Consider the following 15,700-nt stretch of genomic DNA (forward strand, 5'->3'; position numbering starts at 1 on the left):
GCGGCCGTCGCGGGCAGCAGCAGGCTGCCGTCGCGCGGCGCCCAGGCGAGTGCGAAAAGCCGGCGTGAAGGATCGAGGCTGGCGTGCGCGGCGAGCGTGGCCTGCGCCGGCAGCACCAGATGCAGCGCGCCGCCGTGCTCGCAGAGGATGGCATCGGCGACATGGGCGTCGGCCACCAAGGCTTGCCCCGGATGCGCCACCGCCACGCGCGCGCTGCCATCCGCGATGCGGCGCAGCCAGCTTTCGCAGCGTTCACGGGTGTCCAGCAGCGGCTCGGCGAGGGCGAAGTAGCCGCACTCCTGCGCCAGCAACGCCCACTCGGTTTCGGACAGGCCCAGGCCGCCGCAAGCCTGCGGCACCAGCACGGCGGTCAGGCCCTGCCCGGCCAGCCGTTGCCAAAGGGCATCGGAGCGGCCGCTGGCGCTGCTCCATTGTTCCCGCGTCAGCTCGGGCGTCACTTCGGTCATCAGGAAGCGCCTGATCGAATCGACGAACTGTTGCTGCTCTTCGTTGAATGCGAATTCCATCGTGGTTCACGGTTGGGTCGGGGACGATGCCGAACGGTCTGCCGCTGCGCGCTCAGGCGCGCGGCATCCCCAGCATGCGTTCGGCGACGATGTTGCGCTGGATCTCATTGGTGCCCGCGTAGATCGGTCCGGCCTGCGCGAACAGGAAACCGTCCAGCCAGGCACCGAGCGTGCCTTGCGTCGCGTCTGCCGCGGACACCAGCTCTGCCCGCTGGCCGAGGATCGCCAGCGCGGTTTCATGCATGCGGATATCCAGCTCGGACCAGAACACCTTGTTGGTGCTGGACTCCGCGCCGATATGTCCGCCCTTGAGCAGGCGGCTGGCGGTGGCGTAGGTGGACAGCGCGTAGGCTTCGGCATCCATCCAGGCGCGCGTGACCGCGTCGCGCAATGCGGGATCGCGATCGGCCTGCTCCCGATGTTCCAGGTAGAGTTGCACCAGCGCCCGCGCGGTCTCCTGGAAGCGCGCCGGCGAGCGCAGCATCAGCCCGCGCTCGAAGCCGGCTGTCGCCATCGCCACCTGCCAGCCGGCGCCCTCCGCCGCCAGGCGGTTCTCCACCGGCACCCGCACATCGTCGAAGAAGATCTCGGCAAAGCCGGTCAGGCCGTTGAGCTGGCGGATTGGCCGCACCGTGATGCCGGGCGTATCCAGCGGCATCAGCAAAAAGGTCAGGCCGTGGTGGCGCGACGAGCCGGGATCGGTGCGGAACAGGCCGAACAGCCAGTCGGCCCAGACCGCGCGGGTCGACCAGATCTTCTGCCCGTTGAGCAGGTACTCGTCGCCCTGCCGGATGGCGGTGCAGCGGATCGCGGCCATGTCGGAGCCCGCGTTCGGCTCCGACCAGCCCTGCGCCCATACGTGCTCGCCGGCGGCCATGCGCGGCAGGAAACGCGCCTTCTGCTCCGGCGTGCCGAACTCCATCAAGGTCGGCCCGAGCAGGAAGATGCCGTTCTGGTTGACGCGCATCGGCGCGCCGGCCCGCCAGTACTCTTCCTCGAAAATCAGCCATTCGATCAGGTCGCAGCCGCGTCCGCCCAACTCTTTCGGCCAGGTGACCATGCTCCAGCGCCCCTCGTACAGGGTGCGCTCCCAGTCGCGATGCTGCGCGAAGCCTTCGGCCGTGTCGAAGCTGGCCAGCGGCGCGCGCGGCACGCGCTCGGCCAGCCAGGCACGGATCTCGGCGCGGAAGGCCTGCTGGCGTTCGGTGTATTCGAGATGCATCTGGCAACCTCAGGCGTTGACGGTGGGAGCCTGCGCCGCGAAGCGCGCCTCGCGCCCTTCGACGAAGGCGGCACGCGCCTCGTCGGAATCCGCGCTCATATAGGCTTGCAGCGTGAAGCCCTGCTCCCAGCGGTACTTGTCCTCGAGGTTGCCGTCCTCCACGCCGTTGAGCGCCTCCTTGGCCAGGCGCACCATGGCCGGGCTTTTCTGCGCGATCCGCCGCGCCATCTCCAGCGCGGTATCGCGCAGTGCCGATCGTGGCACCACCCGCTCCACCGCGCCCAGGCGGTAGGCTTCGGCGGCGTCGATCATGTCGCCGGTGAAATACATCGCCCGCACCTTCTGCACGCCAAACATGCGCTGCAGGTGGGCACCGCCGCCCATGGCGCCACGGTCGATCTCCGGCACGCCGAAGCGCGCGCACTCGGCGGCGATCAGGATGTCGGCCGCGCCACAGATGCCGATGCCGCCGCCGAGCACGAAGCCGTGCACCGCCGCGATCACAGGCTTTGGGTTGCGGTGGACCGCGCGGAAGGTGGCGTAGTTGCCGGCGTTGACCGACACGATGCGCTGCGGGTGGGCCGCCAGCTCCTTGATGTCGACCCCGGCGCAGAAGCCGCGCCCCTCGCCGCGCAGCACGATCACGCGCACGGCATCATCCCTGCCGAGCCGCTCGATGGCCGCCGCCAGCGCATGCCAGCCCGCGCTGTCCAGCGCGTTGACCGGGGGATGGGCGATCGCCAGTTCCGCCACGCCGTCCCGTACCTCGATGTGGAAGGGCCCGCTGCCGGCCTGTGCTACCGGCTCGCTTGATCTCGTCGTTGTCATGAACGTCTGCCTTCAATGGATGGCTTGGATGGGGTTGCTGCGTTCCGGCCTGGCGCTGGCTGGCCCCGCCAGGGCGGCCAGGCGTGCCTGGGCCTGCCCAGCGATGCGGGCAACGATCTGCTCGCAGGATTCAATGGCGCCAATGGCCGCCGCGGCCTGTCCGCTCGGCAGCACGCCTTCGTCGGGATGGCCCTCGACCATGGCGCGCTGGATCAGCACGGGCGCGTTGGCCGCCATCAGCGTCTGCGCCGCGGTGTAGTCGTGCTGGCGCAGCGCGCGCCAGCCAACCGCCAGCATCTGCGCGAGCCCCATGCCGCTGTGCTGGCGCCACTGGCGGGCAGTGGCCAGCGCCATCAGCGTGCGGCGCAGCGGTCCGGCCTGCTCCAGCGCCAGCAGCAGGCGGTTGTCGATCATCCGCTGCGGCAGGCCGTCGATGGCAAGCGAGACGCGGATCTGCGCCGCATCCCGGACTGCCAGGTAGCGCTCCAGCGTTTGCCTGGGCACCGGCGACTCGCTGGACATCAGGAAGCGCGTGCCCATGGCGATGCCCGCTGCACCGTAGGCCAGCGCCGCCGCCAGCCCACGGCCATCGAAGAAGCCACCCGCGGCCACCACCGGCACCGCCACCTTGTCCAGCACTTGCGGCAGCAGCAGCGTGGTGGGCGTGCCGCCCGTATGCCCGCCGCCCTCGCCGCCTTGCACGGTCACCACGTCGGCGCCCAGCTCCACGGCCTTGGCGGCGTGCTTGGCCGCGCCCACGGTGGGCATGCACACCACGCCCGCGGCCTTGAGCCGGCCGATCATCGCGGCGTCCGGCCCGCGCCCGTAGCTGACCGCGCGCAGCCGGTGGCGGATGGCCATCTCGACCACCTCGTCCGCGTTTGGCTGGAACATATGGAAGTTGATGCCGAAGGGCTGGCCGGTGAGCGCCTTCACCCGCAGGATCTCTTGCTCGACATCGCCCGGCTCGATGGTGGCGCCGGCCAGGAAACCGAAGGCCCCGGCATTGCTGGTGGCGGCCACCAGGCGGGCATCGGCCACCCACCCCATCGCGGTCTGCACGATCGGGTAGCGGCAACCCAGCAAGTCGCACAGCACGGTATGCAGGGGTGCGCCGCTCATGCCGCCTTCTCCTCGCCGGTGCGTTGCGACGCCGCCATGGCGCGTGCGTCGAAGCCGCCCAGCTTGTCGCCGCTGACCAGCTCGTTGTGGGCATGGGCGAAGTGGTGCCAGGCAAAGGCGGCATCCATGGCGGCGCGCTTGCCCTGCAGTTCTTCCACGTGATTGATGGCCTGCTTGGTGAGGCTCAGGCCCAGCCGTGGCATCTGCGCGATCTTGGCCGCCATGCCCTGCACGGTGGCCTCCAGCGCCTCGCGCGGCACCACGCGGTTGACCATGCCCATCTGGTAGGCGCGCTGGGCATCCATGCGCTCGCCCATGAAGAGGAATTCCTTGGCGATGCGCGGGTTAAGCTCGTAGGCGTGCGCGAAATACTCGACGCCCGGAATCCCCATGCGCACCACCGGATCGGCGAAGAAGGCATCGTCCGACGCCACGATCAGGTCGCACACCCAGGCCAGCATCAGGCCGCCGGCGATGCAGGCGCCGTGCACCACGGCGATGGTCGGCTTGGGCAGGTCGCGCCAGCGGCGGCACATGCCAAGGTAGACCTCCTGCTCGCGGGTGTAGAGCATCTCGCCGCCCGGCTTGCCCACATGGTCGGGCCAAAGCGAGACGCGCTCGAACGACTCGCCAATGTCACGGCCCGGCGTGCCGATATCGTGCCCGGCCGAGAAGTGCTTGCCGGCGCCGCGCAGGATCACGACCTTGACCGCGTCGTCCGCAGCCGCGCGCCGGAATGCCTCGTCCAGCGCGTAGGTCATCTTGGAATTCTGCGCGTTGTGGTACTGCGGCCGGTTCATGGTGACGGTGGCCACGCCGTCGGCCGCTGCATAAAGCACCTCGGCGTTGGGGCCCAGCCCGAGGGATTCGTTGGCTTGCGATGACATGGTGTTCCTCACGCGGCGCGCACGGCCGGGTTGTCGCGCACGATGGTGGCGCGCAGGTTGTGCGGATCGAGCCGGACGATGACGGCGAGTTCCTCCGCGGTGGGCGCGGGGGTCTGCGGCAGTATTTCCCCGGATGCGTTGGCCAGTGCGAAGCCCGTGGCCACCCGCACCTGCTCCAGGCTGACGCCGGGATGCAGCGAGCGCACGCGGATGGCGTGACCGGGACCGGTGAAATCCATCACGCACAGGTCGGTCACGATCACCCGCAAGTCGACAAAGCTGCGCATGCCTTCGATCTGGCGCGCCGGGTTGTAGCCCACGCTGCACACCATATCGACCTCGCCGGCGACCAAGGCGCGCGGGCTATGCGCCGGCACAAAGAAAGAGTTGGCGTGGTTGATGCTGTTGCCGGGAAAACCGCGCGCGCCAAGCAGTTGCTTCTTTGGCTGCGCATGGGTGCCGCCGAGCATGGAGATGTTGGCCTGGCCGAAGCGGTCGATCTGGGTGGGCATCACCAGGGCATGCCGGCGCCCGCCCCACAGGCAGTCGAACACGCGCGCATAGCCCATCCAGCCGCTGGCGCGCACCTTGAAGCCCGCCTCGCGGCGCCCCAGCGGCACCGGCTCTTCCACCAGGTAGGCTTCGCCGTCGGTCAGCATCAGGCCAGGGTTGTGCAGCAACCGCGCCAGCCCGGCCGCGATGCGCGGGCCGGTACCGATGCCGGTGGCCATGACCTCGCCGTCGTCGCGCCAGGCGCGGGCCGCGGCGGCGATCATCAGTTCGGCGAGAGTGAATTGTTGAGTGGCGCTCACGATGGCTCCTTCTCCTTGTGACGGGTTCAAAGGACCGGCAACGGCAGGTCCAGCACGTGGCCCATGCCACCGATCTTGTCCAGGTAGCCGGCTTCGGTGCCGCCGATCACGTCCTTGCGGTAGGTGGCGAAGCCCGCCGCCTGCTCGGCACTGGCGCAGTAGGCCTTCAACTGCGGCAGGTCAAAGCCATAGGCAGGCCCGCAGGACGTGGGATGCGCGCCGCCCGGCGCGTGCACCACGCCACTGACGAGCGCGCGCTCGAACGGGTTGTTGCGCGCCCGTGCCAGGTCTTCGTCCTCCAGGCGGTCGTGCAGGACCTCGCAGCTCACATAGCACTGACCGGCCGCCCGCGCGAACCATTCGTCGAAGAAGGGATCGGGGCCGTCGATGCGGGTGTTGCCCAGCACATCGCTCTCGTTGACATGCAGCAACGCTGCGTCGAGCGCGATGGCCGGCATCGCCAGCAGGACTTCGCCATCGGCGTAGGGCGAGCGGACGGTCTTGAGCTGGGCGTTGTGGGCCAGTACGTCAGTCCCGAGCCCGGCCCGCGTGGGCAGGAACGGCAGGCGCGCTGCGGCGGCGCGCAGGCCAAGCTGCAACATGCCCTCGTCGAGTTCCCAGACATCGATCTCCCCGCGCTCGCGCGCCCCGCGGAAATGCGGCTCCAGCGGGATCACGTCGAGCGAGACGAAGCCGAACACCACCTTGCGCACCTTGCCCGCCGCGCACAGCATGCCGACTTCCGGGCCGCCGTAGGCCACCACGGTGAGATCCTTCAGCGGCGAGCGCAGGATTTCCCGCACCAGCGCCATCGGCTTGCGGCGAGGGCCCCAGCCGCCGATGCCGATCGTCATGCCATCGGCGAGGCGGGCGACCACGTCGGCCGCGGTCATGGTCTTGTCCAGTGTCTTGCGCATAGTTCTAGCGATATCCAATGCTGAAATCGTGGCCCCACAGGCTGACCCGGGTGGCTTCGTAGGCGGCGTGCTGGCTCCAGTCGACCACCAGCCCGCCATAGCCGAACTCGAGGTCGAAGCCGCCGGGCGTCTTCATGTAGAAGGAAACAACGCGATCGTTGCAGTGCTGGCCGAGCGTGGCCGAGAGCGCCACGCCGTGCTGCTGCGCGCGATCGAGCGCGCGGCCCACCTCCGTCATGTCCTGCACCTCGGCCATCACATGGATGCAGCCGCTGGGCGCGCTCGCCTCGAAGGTGGCCAGGCTGTGGTGCCGCCCGTTGCCGCAATGCAGGAAATGGATACGCTTCTCCGGCTCGGCCGGATCCGTGGTGAAGCGCGCGCGGAAAATATCCGACAGGCCGAAGCCCATCACATCGCGCAGGAAGGCGTAGGTTTCATCGAAGGCCGGCGCCGGCAGCACGGAGTGCCCCGCACCCAGCGGATCGGTGACGAAGCACGACACGCCGATGGGCGAGACAAAGCGCAGGAAGTCCGAACGCATGCCCCAGAAGATCTCGTGCCGGTTGCCGGAAGGATCGGTGAACCAGGCCATGGCCTGCGCGCGCCGCTGGATGCGCTCGGTCTCGCTGGCCTGCGTGACTTCCACGTTTGCCGCGCGCAACGTGGCGAGCGCATGGTTGAAGGCCGCCTCGCCGGCCAGCTCCCAGCCCGATGCCAGGTAGCGGTCCTGCTTGCCCGCCACGATCAGGTAGCGGTAGTCGCGCTCATCCATCTTGAGGTAGAGCGCGCCATGGGGCGCATTGGTGCACGCCATGCCGAGCACTTGCTCGCCGTAATGGCGCCAGCGTTCGGTGTCGGTGGACTCGACCACGATATAGCCGAGCGCTCGGATGTCCATCATGCTGCCTCCTCGCTGTTCTTGGATTTCATTTGCTGCCGCGTTGGGTGCGGCAGGTTGGTGAAGCCATTGTTCAGCGGAAGCGGGAGGCGGACATCGTCTGTTGGGACTAGTGGGCCGTAGCGTTTGGACTGGAGATGATTCGCCGGGAAGGATCGAAGTACTTCGATGTCTCGGGCTTTAGCTGTGTGTCGGAGTGGCGGATCCAGCGCATGGCCGCATCGACAGCATTCTGCTCGATGACGCGGAGGTTGCGGAATATGGTGCCGCCGCGGTGCACGGCTCCCTTCACTCGCACGATATCAATCAGGGTTAGTACTCGATTATGTTCCTTGGCTGGAACAGCATTGTCAAATCCACAGCCTTGTTCGCAAAAACACCGCAAATTACACTCCGATCACTCACTAAATGACGATTCGCGTTGAATCAAATAAAGAATCCGCGAAAGAAAGCGACCGGTGTGCTTCTTGAAATATCTTTCGGCCGAAGCCGTGCCAGGTGTATGGGATAAAAATAAATGTGGAAACGCTGATATGAAAATGAAACACGCCGCCCGAGTCCGGTCATGGCTGGTACCGCTCCTGGCGCTCTGGGCCATGGACTCAAATGCCGAGTTCGCACTCCACCTTTTTGGAGTGGTCGACGCCGGCGTCGACGTCGGCCGTTCTGGCAAAGGCACAACCGCCCGGCAAATCTCCGGCGGCGATGCCGGCAGCCGGTGGGGCATGGACGGCACGGAGGATCTCGGGCAGGGCCTTAGTGCCACGTTCCGGCTCGTCAGCGGCTTCGCAGCCGATGACGGCACCCTGGGCCAGGGGGGGCGCTTGTTCGGACGCGAAGCGGCGGTCGGCCTGGCCAAGAAAGAGGTTGGCAGCCTTCTCCTGGGGCGCCAGCCAACACCGGCTTCCCTGACCAACGCGAACGTGGATGCCTTCTACTGGATGGGCGGCGGAGGCTTCATCGCGCTGACGCGCAGTGGCGCGACCACTCAACAGGTCCTCCCGCAAGTCGTAACGGCCCGCGTGGATAACGCCATCAAGTATTACTCGCCCGAGGAATGGAAGGCCGTAGCCTTTACCGCACTCTTCGCCCCCGGAGAGAGATCCGCCGAGTTGGGTGATGTGTACGGACTATCAGCCCGGTACCTTGACGGACCTTTCGACCTGAACGCCGCATGGGGCAAGCAGGACAGCGGGACAGGGGCAAGCGGAGCCATCAACTCGTTCATTGTCGGCGGCAGCTACGACGCCGGCTTCGCGAAATTCTACGCGGGCTTTACTGACGAAAAGAACGCGTGCTCAACATGTACCGGCACCCTGGCGCGCGCTGGAGGCGTAACGGGAACGTCCGCGAGCGAATTCCGGCTGGCCAATCTCGGCGTTCGGATTCCAATCGGAAAGTTCAGTGCAATTGCCCAGGTCGTCAGAGTCAACGACCACTCCAACTACAAGGTGGACCCCGGCAACCGGAACGCGACCTGGATCGCCATCGGTGGTGAGTACAGCTTTTCCCGCCGGACGCTGGTCTATGGCTCCCTCGCCACGATCGATAACCGAAATGGATCGCAATACGCACTGGGAAGTGGCGGCGTTCAGCGGCCGGCAAATTCGGTTGGCCCCGGCAATCCCAGGTCCACGACCGCCACGCTCGGCATCAAGCACGTTTTCTGAGCGCGTTTTTCAGTTTCTGCCCTACCGTCATTCTTGCGCAACGCAATGCCGACAGACAATCGACTGATTCATTCCCTTTCCAAAGGCGACAGATGACACCCGTAATACATACCGATTCTGCGCCATGGCGCGCGTTCGAAGCGGATACCCTCCAGGGCTACGAGCTGATGCCCAGCATCATCGGCGCGGAGTACACCGATGCGTATAGCGTCGACCTGGTGCGCGTAGCGCCGGGCGGCTACTCCGCCTCGCATATCGACAAGGCGCGCCATGCATTCTTCATCCTTGAGGGCGAAGCATCCATAACGATCGGAGAGGAAGTCCATCGTGTGAGACCTGGTTCGGTCGTCAAGATCTTGCCGGGCATCCCTCACGAGGTCAGGAACGAGAGCACGTCGACGCTTGTATTCCTTGCCATCTACGACCCTGCGCGCGACCGCAAATAACAAATGCGGAGCCCGGAGAAGATGTACTTGCCCGGCCAATGAACCGATATCGGGAGCACGCGTTGCCGATGTCTCCCCACAGCGCAAGGCGAACATTAAGGAGCAAGGAAATGCGGATGGAATCGGATGCTCTTCTGCGAAGGCGGCTGCGAGCCACCTTTATTGCCGTTTGGTGTATTGGCGCACTGCCGGCGCGAGCAGCGGATTGGCCTGAACATCCAATCAAACTGATCACTCCTTCGACTCCCGGTGCTACACCGGACATCTTTGCCCGAATACTTGCCGAAGGCCTTCGGACGCGCCTGGGTCAGCCCGTCGTGGTCGATAACAAGCCCGGCGCGGGCGGCGCAATCGCGGTGAATGCCGTCGCCAAGGCAGACCCTGGTGGCTACACCATCGGCATCTCGCCTCCCGGCCCCCTGGTCCTGAATCGTCTCCTGAACGCCAAGCTATCCTATGATCCCGCCAAGGATCTGTCTTATATTTCCGTTGCGGTCAAACAGGCCAACGTGCTGGTCGTGAGGAGTCCCCTGCCCGCGGCAAACGTAGGTGAGCTGATCCGGCCGGAGATAGTGCCGATCAGCTATAGCGGGACACCTCAGGCGGTCATGGCCCTTGTTGCCGGAGAGGTTGACATGGCGTGTTTACCCGCGCAAGCCCTCTTGCCACAACTGAAGTCAGGGAAGATCAGGGCGCTTGCCGTGGCGACGGGCGAAAGATCCAGGTTTCTGCCCACGGTCCCCTCCCTGAAGGAGGCCGGCATTTCCGGCATCGATGCAACCTCGTGGATGGGAATCATCGCGCCAGCGAACATGCCCGCCGAGATCGTCGCCCGCCTGCGCGAAGAGACCTCTCGTGCGCTGCAGGAGCCAGGGGTCGTGTCGAAACTGGCCACGCAGTACATGGAAGTCGTGGCCTCCACACCGGAGCAGTTCGCATCCACGGTTCACGACGACCTGGCACGGTGGAGACCGGTGGTCGAGAGTCGAAAAATCCAGTTGCGCTAGGTCGCCACTCCGGCCCGGTTCGCTCTCCATGGCGAGGCGCATTCCATCCTGACGGGCCGGCTGCGCCTGTCGGCGCCGCGTCAACGGCCCCTGTTCACGCTGCGCCAACTGCGCAGTTGCCATCTAGATCGCCCGGGATTTCCTGAGTGTTTCCGATGGTGACTCGCCAAACCTTTCCTTGTAAGCAATCGAAAACCTGCCGAGATGCCTGAAGCCGCAAGCGAGCGCGACATCGGCAATACGGACGGCCGCAGGCGCGGAATGCAAGACCTGCCGGGCACGCTCCAGGCGGACCGCGTGCAGGTATTGCATTGGGCTTGTCCCCTTGAATTGCTGAAAACCATCACGCAGCGTCCTGCCGGCTACACCCACTGCCCGAGATATGTCCTCGAGCTGAAGCTTCTCCGCCAGATGTTCGGTAATGAACGCCTCCGCCCGCTTGACGAAGCCAGGCAGAGGAGCACCGCGCCTGACCAAGCTCACCGCCCCCTCATGCGCGACCGCCAGCAACGCGAGCAGCAGCAGTTCAAGTTGCCGTGCGACGCCGGGATTCTCGCTGGCGCGAAGCAGCAGCTCCGGCGAGCTAGTCACCAGTTGAAGCTGCTGCAACCACCCGCCCAATGGCGCGCTCGCGAGCGCCATGCCATGGGGAAGCGATGACTGCTCCGGCGCCGCCGCGCCCAAGCATTCGGCGGCGCGCCGGCCGGCCTGGGTCGGCTCCGACGATCACAGGCCTTGTCATTCCTGTCTCCATAGCCGTCAATCGGGATCCGCCTGATCGACGGGTATGACGACGCCGTTCTTCCTTGCGCGCATGCGCGGCGGGTCGTAGATGGTCAGCAACAGCAGCTCCGAGTCGCCCTTGTTGCGGATCGCATGCACCACACCCCGCGGAATGCGCACCACCGCCCCCGGAAGCACGTGGTGACAGGAGTCGGCAATGTCGATATCTCCCACGCCACTGATGATGTAGAAGGCATGGTTATCGGGATCGATGTGCAACGGCGAATAGCCACCGACCGCGACCCGCACGATATCCAGGTTGTAGGCGTCCGTGTACTCGTTGCCGAGAATGTTGAAGATAAATTCGAACCCCTTCGATCCCTCGATCTGATGTGGGGTCCACGGCGTATCGAAGGTCTGCGTGACATGCTTCATTGTTGAACTCCTTGCCTGAAAGTCTGTGCGCGGTGGTGCGATCCAAGGTCCGTCTTGCGGCCTATTCCTTACCGCGGCGCTCGTCGGCGCCCTGGCACTCCTTGACAAGAACCATGCAGATAGCTCCGCACAATGGTCCTGCTGCGAGTACCGCGAACGCGGAGAAGAACGAACTCGTCGCCTGGAACACCAAGCCAACAAATGCGGGGGCCAGCGCGGATCCCAATTGCCACGCTGCGTTGGCAACGCCGGCGGCTGAACCGGCCTTGGCAAGTCCTGCCTGCTCGGCGACCATCGTCACCAGCAACGGGCTGTAGATAAAGGCGCCCACACCGATGAAGGGGGCGGCGATGCGAAATGCCATCAAGTCGTGGAGCTGCCCGAACACAAGCAGCATTGCGCTGAAGAAGAGCAAGGAGACAACGGTCAGCGCCTTGCGCCTTGCGCCAAGCCGGTCCGATAGCCAGCCGACCGTCGGCTTGGCGAACAGCCCGGCGACGCCCGCCGTCGCCACGATGAAGCCCGCCTGCACGGCGGGAATGCCGTAGCCTTTGACCATCAGCGGGATCGCCCACGACGAGAACCCCAGCGTGCCCCAGAAAGCGCCGCAACCGGCCAGCGCCAGCAGCAGGAAATTGCGCGTCATCAGCGCGCCAATGCGCGCACGCAAGCCGCCACCCTCGCCGGCCTGGCCTATTGTTTCGCCGCCGGCCACGACGCCTGCACGTGGCCGGTCACGCACGGCGATGGCACAAACCAGCGCGAACACCAGCGCCAGCACGCCCAGCCCTCGGTACCCATTGCGCCAGCCGTATGCTTCGACAAAGGCCGGCAGGACCGCATTGGTCACGATGACCGCCACCGACGACGCACTCATGAAGAAGCCGAAGGCACGACCTCGCTCGTGCTTCCCAAACCATACTGTGATGAGCTTCACGCCGGCTGCATAATCAGCGCCGGCGGTCAGGCCCATGAGCGCCTGCAGCGCGAGGCCGAAAGCCAGCGATGGCGTGTAGGAGAAGCCAAAGGTCGCGACCGATAGCCCGAGAAGCGACGTCGACAACGCGATACGGCCGCCGACGCGATCCGTCGCAAAGCCACAGACCATATTGGAGAGCACGTAGCCGAAATAGAACGCCGTGACAAACATGCCAAGCGCCACGAGCGGCAGCGACAACGACTGGCCCATCGGAATGGCGAGAGAGCCCCAGGCGAGACGGCAGGCGGTGGACAGGACGAGCGCCGCCCAGGCGATCAGCAGAACCAGCCAGCGCAGCCTTCCCGAAGGCGGGGCATCAGCGAGTGGATGGTAGGGGCTGAGCAAATTGGTGGTCATCGCAAGTCTCCGTGCGCGAGGCTTCTTGTGTACTGGGCGCGCCGCGCATCGGCGTGATCGCGCACTGATCGTCATCATGCAACGAATTTGCCGTGCTCGAAGGATGGCTTTGCGAAAACGATGTTCCCAGGCTGGAACAACGCGGCTCCCGCCGCGGTTGGCCTGCCGAACGGCGCCCTCCATACCGTCACGGCCGGAAAGGATTTCGGAGAGGCGCTGGCCACCGCTGCGCGCACTGACATGCGTGAGCGTTGGCGGTTCTGTCGGCGCGGCGCCGCTTGACGGCATTCGCTGCTCAGACGACGGTCGCGAGGTCGGCGTGGAAGGGCGTGCGAGAGTTCGCCTACACCAAGACCCGCTCGTTCAAGGCGGCCTGACCGCCCCACATTGCCGGGCGCGGCTGAGCGACGGCACTGAGGTGGCAGCGGCTGCCGGGGCACACCCGGGCCCTGCCGGCGCACTCAGCGAGAGCCCGCGTATCGGAATCGTTCACTAAGGAAATCAATGAAGGAACGCACCTTCGGCGAGACCGTGCGATGGCGCGGAAACACGGCATGGATGTCGCGATCGCCTCGGTTCCACTGCGGCAGCACGTGCGCCAACCGGCCCGATGCGAGGTCCTCCTGGCAAAGGTAGTCGGGTAACCATCCGATACCGAGTCCCCCCAGCAAAACGGTGCGAATCGTGCTCGTATCGTTCGCCGAGAAGCGGGTGTGCACTTGCACCGTTTCGACCTCCGTGCCATCGTACAGACGCCATTCGATGTTGCCCGCGTAGATGTCGAGCAGCGAGTGCTGCGCGAGATCTGCCGGCGTCTTGGGCGCACCATGTATGTCGAGATAGGCCGGAGCGGCAAGCAGCATCAGCGATACTGTGCCGAGGCGCTTGGCCACCAGCCCGCTATCCTCGAGCGCGCCCGTACGGATGACTACGTCGAATTCGTCGGCCATCGGATCGATCTTGTGGCTCGTCAGCGACAAGGCGATCTGCACTTCCGGATACAGCTGCAGATAATCGGCGACCAGCGGCGCAATCATCCATTGGCCAGGCGTGACCGGCACGCTGACACGCAGCAATCCGCGCGGCGTATGACGAATCTGCCCGACCTTCTGCTCGGCCTCTTCCACGTCCAGGAGAATCTTGCGCGCGTCCTCGGCGAACAGCAGCCCCGTATCGGTCAGGGCAAGTTTGCGATTCGAACGGTACAGCAAGGCCACGCCGAGGTGCGCCTCAAGCCGCGTCAGGCTGCGACTCACGGACGATTTCGGCATGCCCAACACCTCGGCCGCCGCGCTGACGCTCATCAACTCGCAAATTTTCGCGAAAACGCGAATGTCTACCAACTCGATCATGGATAGGCTTGGGACATGCAGTTGGTCTCCTGGCGCATGCGCAGGCGAAGACACGTCCGGGGCGCAAGACAGCAAGCCGTTTGCGCGCCGGCCGACAGCCTGACGGCGGCTGGACAGCGTACAAGTGCGCCGCGACGGCCGTCAATGCGGGTTTCCGAGCAGAGTCCTTCAACGTGTCTCCCCCCGTTCCCGCACGGGAACACGCCGTTGCGCCGCCCCGGCTTGTCACGCCGTCACCGCGTTGCGACGATTGGGTACTCCGCCCGGCAGCAGGCGAACAAGGAGACCACGAAGTGCTTGATACCGTACCCATCGATCCCGAAGAATTCCGCAAGGGCTTACGTGCCTTCACCACTGGCGTGACGGTCATCTCAATGGCCGACGGCCATGGTGGCATGCACGCCATGACGGCAAGCTCGTTCGCCGCCGTCTCGGTCCAGCCTCAATTGGTTGCAGTGAGCGTCGCCAAGACGGCGAAGTCGCATGCGCTGTTGTGTGACGATTGCCTTTACACGATCAACATTCTCAGCGAAAGCCAGGCCTTTCACGGTCATTACTTCGCCAATCGCATGAGCGAGCGCTGGACGCCTCCATACCTATGGCACGTCGGCGCGCCCGTGCTCACCGGGACGATGGGCTGGTTCGTGTGCCGCCGCTGGGCGGCCTACGATGGCGGCGACCACACGATTCTCGTTGGCGAAGTGGTCAAGCTTCATCGCACCGATGACCGGCCGCTTGTGTGCAGTCGCGGTCAGTTCCATGCGCTTGGGGAGCCTGTCGATGCAGTCCATCCGGACAGTAGACGCACGCCGCTCGATGCCTGAATCCTGCCTTTTACTCAACGATTCCCATGACCACCACAATTACCTTGACCGACGACGGCCCGCTGCAAGTGACGGGGGATTTCGACTTGGTAGATGACGCCGGCGTGGCGTTTCGCCGCCGCAAGATGTGCCTGCTTTGCCGCTGTGGCCGCACGCTGCGACCACCGTTTTGCGACGCGTCGCATACGGCCGCGGAATTCGTCAGTTGCCCGCGCGCGCCCTTGCCAACGCCGATCGAAGATGCTTGAAATCGCTGAAGAGAACAGTCATGTCCACTACTAAAATCCGCGTGATGAATTCCGGCCCCCTCCACGTGACCGGAGAGTTTGATCTCGTTGATGCCGATGGCAACCGCTATCCCCATCAGGGCATCTTCTCGCTCTGCCGCTGCGGCAAATCGGCCAGCAAGCCATACTGCGACGGCGCGCATCGCGCCGAGCGCTGGGAATGCACCGTAAAGTCCGATGCGCCATTGCGGCCAGCGGCAAGCTGAGCCGGCCGCACGGCGTCCGTGGCCATATCGACGAAAGTTGCCTGCGCGCGCCGCACCGTGGCGCGACATCCAGGCGTCTGCCACTCGCGAAGTGGCCGGCCACGAAGTTGCAAGCGCCCCGTTTGCGTCGTGGGCGCGGTGGCACCGGATTGAAAGAACCAAGATCCTCTTCACCGCGCCCATCCCACCACGAAACCATCA

The 15,700-nt window shown here is 65.4% G+C and carries 18 protein-coding genes; 6 read left to right on the top strand and 12 right to left on the bottom strand.

The features are described 5' to 3' along the window. The 8 genes from OR16_RS11305 to OR16_RS11340 all read right to left on the bottom strand — a co-directional run. Window positions 1-527: acyl-CoA dehydrogenase family protein (locus tag OR16_RS11305; protein WP_006158099.1), on the bottom strand; the 527-nt coding region annotated here is incomplete at its 3' end. Window positions 528-579: 52 nt separating this feature from the next. Then, window positions 580-1,749, bottom strand: a complete 1,170-nt coding sequence (locus OR16_RS11310) for an acyl-CoA dehydrogenase family protein (RefSeq protein ID WP_006158100.1) — start codon at window positions 1,747-1,749, stop codon at window positions 580-582. Between the two features lie 9 nt (window positions 1,750-1,758). After that, window positions 1,759-2,577, bottom strand: coding sequence for an enoyl-CoA hydratase family protein (locus OR16_RS11315; protein ID WP_006158101.1), 819 nt, complete (start codon window positions 2,575-2,577; stop codon window positions 1,759-1,761). Between the two features lie 12 nt (window positions 2,578-2,589). Then, window positions 2,590-3,699 carry an NAD(P)H-dependent flavin oxidoreductase gene (locus tag OR16_RS11320; RefSeq protein ID WP_006158102.1) on the bottom strand — a complete coding sequence of 370 codons (1,110 nt, stop codon included), beginning with the start codon at window positions 3,697-3,699 and terminating at the stop codon, window positions 2,590-2,592. Then, entirely contained in the window at window positions 3,696-4,586 is an 891-nt protein-coding gene (locus OR16_RS11325) for an enoyl-CoA hydratase (RefSeq protein WP_006158103.1), read from the bottom strand. The genes OR16_RS11320 and OR16_RS11325 overlap by 4 nt, the downstream gene beginning before the upstream one ends. A gap of 8 nt (window positions 4,587-4,594) precedes the next feature. Beyond that, window positions 4,595-5,398, bottom strand: coding sequence for a CoA-transferase subunit beta (locus tag OR16_RS11330; RefSeq protein WP_006158104.1), 804 nt, complete (start codon window positions 5,396-5,398; stop codon window positions 4,595-4,597). A 26-nt stretch (window positions 5,399-5,424) separates the two neighbouring features. Continuing rightward, a complete protein-coding gene (locus OR16_RS11335; RefSeq protein WP_006158105.1) occupies window positions 5,425-6,315 on the bottom strand; it encodes a CoA transferase subunit A in 891 nt (296 codons plus the stop codon). A gap of 4 nt (window positions 6,316-6,319) precedes the next feature. Beyond that, on the bottom strand, window positions 6,320-7,216 hold the full coding sequence (locus OR16_RS11340) for a VOC family protein (protein ID WP_006158106.1): 897 nt from the start codon (window positions 7,214-7,216) through the stop codon (window positions 6,320-6,322). 464 nt (window positions 7,217-7,680) lie between these two features. On the opposite strand from OR16_RS11340, the gene OR16_RS11345 reads away from it, so the two are divergent. From OR16_RS11345 to OR16_RS11355, 3 genes are all read left to right on the top strand, one after another. Then, window positions 7,681-8,883 (top strand): porin, encoded by a 1,203-nt coding sequence (locus OR16_RS11345; RefSeq protein WP_237717024.1) that lies wholly within the window; start codon window positions 7,681-7,683, stop codon window positions 8,881-8,883. A gap of 92 nt (window positions 8,884-8,975) precedes the next feature. Continuing rightward, a complete protein-coding gene (locus tag OR16_RS11350; RefSeq protein ID WP_006158108.1) occupies window positions 8,976-9,329 on the top strand; it encodes a cupin domain-containing protein in 354 nt (117 codons plus the stop codon). Window positions 9,330-9,445: 116 nt separating this feature from the next. Continuing rightward, the gene (locus OR16_RS11355; protein ID WP_050982941.1) at window positions 9,446-10,336 is read left to right on the top strand and encodes a Bug family tripartite tricarboxylate transporter substrate binding protein; all 891 of its coding nucleotides are present in this window, start codon (window positions 9,446-9,448) and stop codon (window positions 10,334-10,336) included. Between the two features lie 123 nt (window positions 10,337-10,459). On the opposite strand, the gene OR16_RS11360 is transcribed toward OR16_RS11355, so the two are convergent. The 4 genes from OR16_RS11360 to OR16_RS11375 all read right to left on the bottom strand — a co-directional run bounded on the left by OR16_RS11360 (window position 10,460) and on the right by OR16_RS11375 (window position 14,182). Beyond that, window positions 10,460-11,020, bottom strand: a complete 561-nt coding sequence (locus OR16_RS11360; protein WP_423739650.1) for a helix-turn-helix transcriptional regulator — start codon at window positions 11,018-11,020, stop codon at window positions 10,460-10,462. A 75-nt stretch (window positions 11,021-11,095) separates the two neighbouring features. After that, entirely contained in the window at window positions 11,096-11,494 is a 399-nt protein-coding gene (locus OR16_RS11365; RefSeq protein WP_006158111.1) for a cupin domain-containing protein, read from the bottom strand. Between the two features lie 61 nt (window positions 11,495-11,555). Further along, the gene (locus tag OR16_RS11370) at window positions 11,556-13,118 is read right to left on the bottom strand and encodes an MFS transporter (RefSeq protein WP_081488748.1); all 1,563 of its coding nucleotides are present in this window, start codon (window positions 13,116-13,118) and stop codon (window positions 11,556-11,558) included. A gap of 173 nt (window positions 13,119-13,291) precedes the next feature. Further along, entirely contained in the window at window positions 13,292-14,182 is an 891-nt protein-coding gene (locus tag OR16_RS11375; protein WP_006158113.1) for a LysR family transcriptional regulator, read from the bottom strand. 293 nt (window positions 14,183-14,475) lie between these two features. Between OR16_RS11375 and OR16_RS11380 the strand changes: the two genes are divergently transcribed. The 3 genes from OR16_RS11380 to OR16_RS41155 are packed head-to-tail and all read left to right on the top strand — an operon-like array spanning window position 14,476 to window position 15,499. After that, window positions 14,476-15,006, top strand: coding sequence for a flavin reductase family protein (locus OR16_RS11380; RefSeq protein ID WP_006158114.1), 531 nt, complete (start codon window positions 14,476-14,478; stop codon window positions 15,004-15,006). 44 nt (window positions 15,007-15,050) lie between these two features. Then, the gene (locus OR16_RS11385) at window positions 15,051-15,254 is read left to right on the top strand and encodes a CDGSH iron-sulfur domain-containing protein (RefSeq protein ID WP_237717025.1); all 204 of its coding nucleotides are present in this window, start codon (window positions 15,051-15,053) and stop codon (window positions 15,252-15,254) included. A gap of 20 nt (window positions 15,255-15,274) precedes the next feature. Then, window positions 15,275-15,499: a CDGSH iron-sulfur domain-containing protein gene (locus tag OR16_RS41155; RefSeq protein ID WP_006158116.1), complete on the top strand. Its 225-nt coding sequence runs from the start codon at window positions 15,275-15,277 to the stop codon at window positions 15,497-15,499. Window positions 15,500-15,700: the final 201 nt, after the last annotated feature.

Origin of the sequence: Cupriavidus basilensis OR16, assembly GCF_000243095.1 — a bacterium.
Taxonomy (GTDB): domain Bacteria; phylum Pseudomonadota; class Gammaproteobacteria; order Burkholderiales; family Burkholderiaceae; genus Cupriavidus; species Cupriavidus basilensis_D.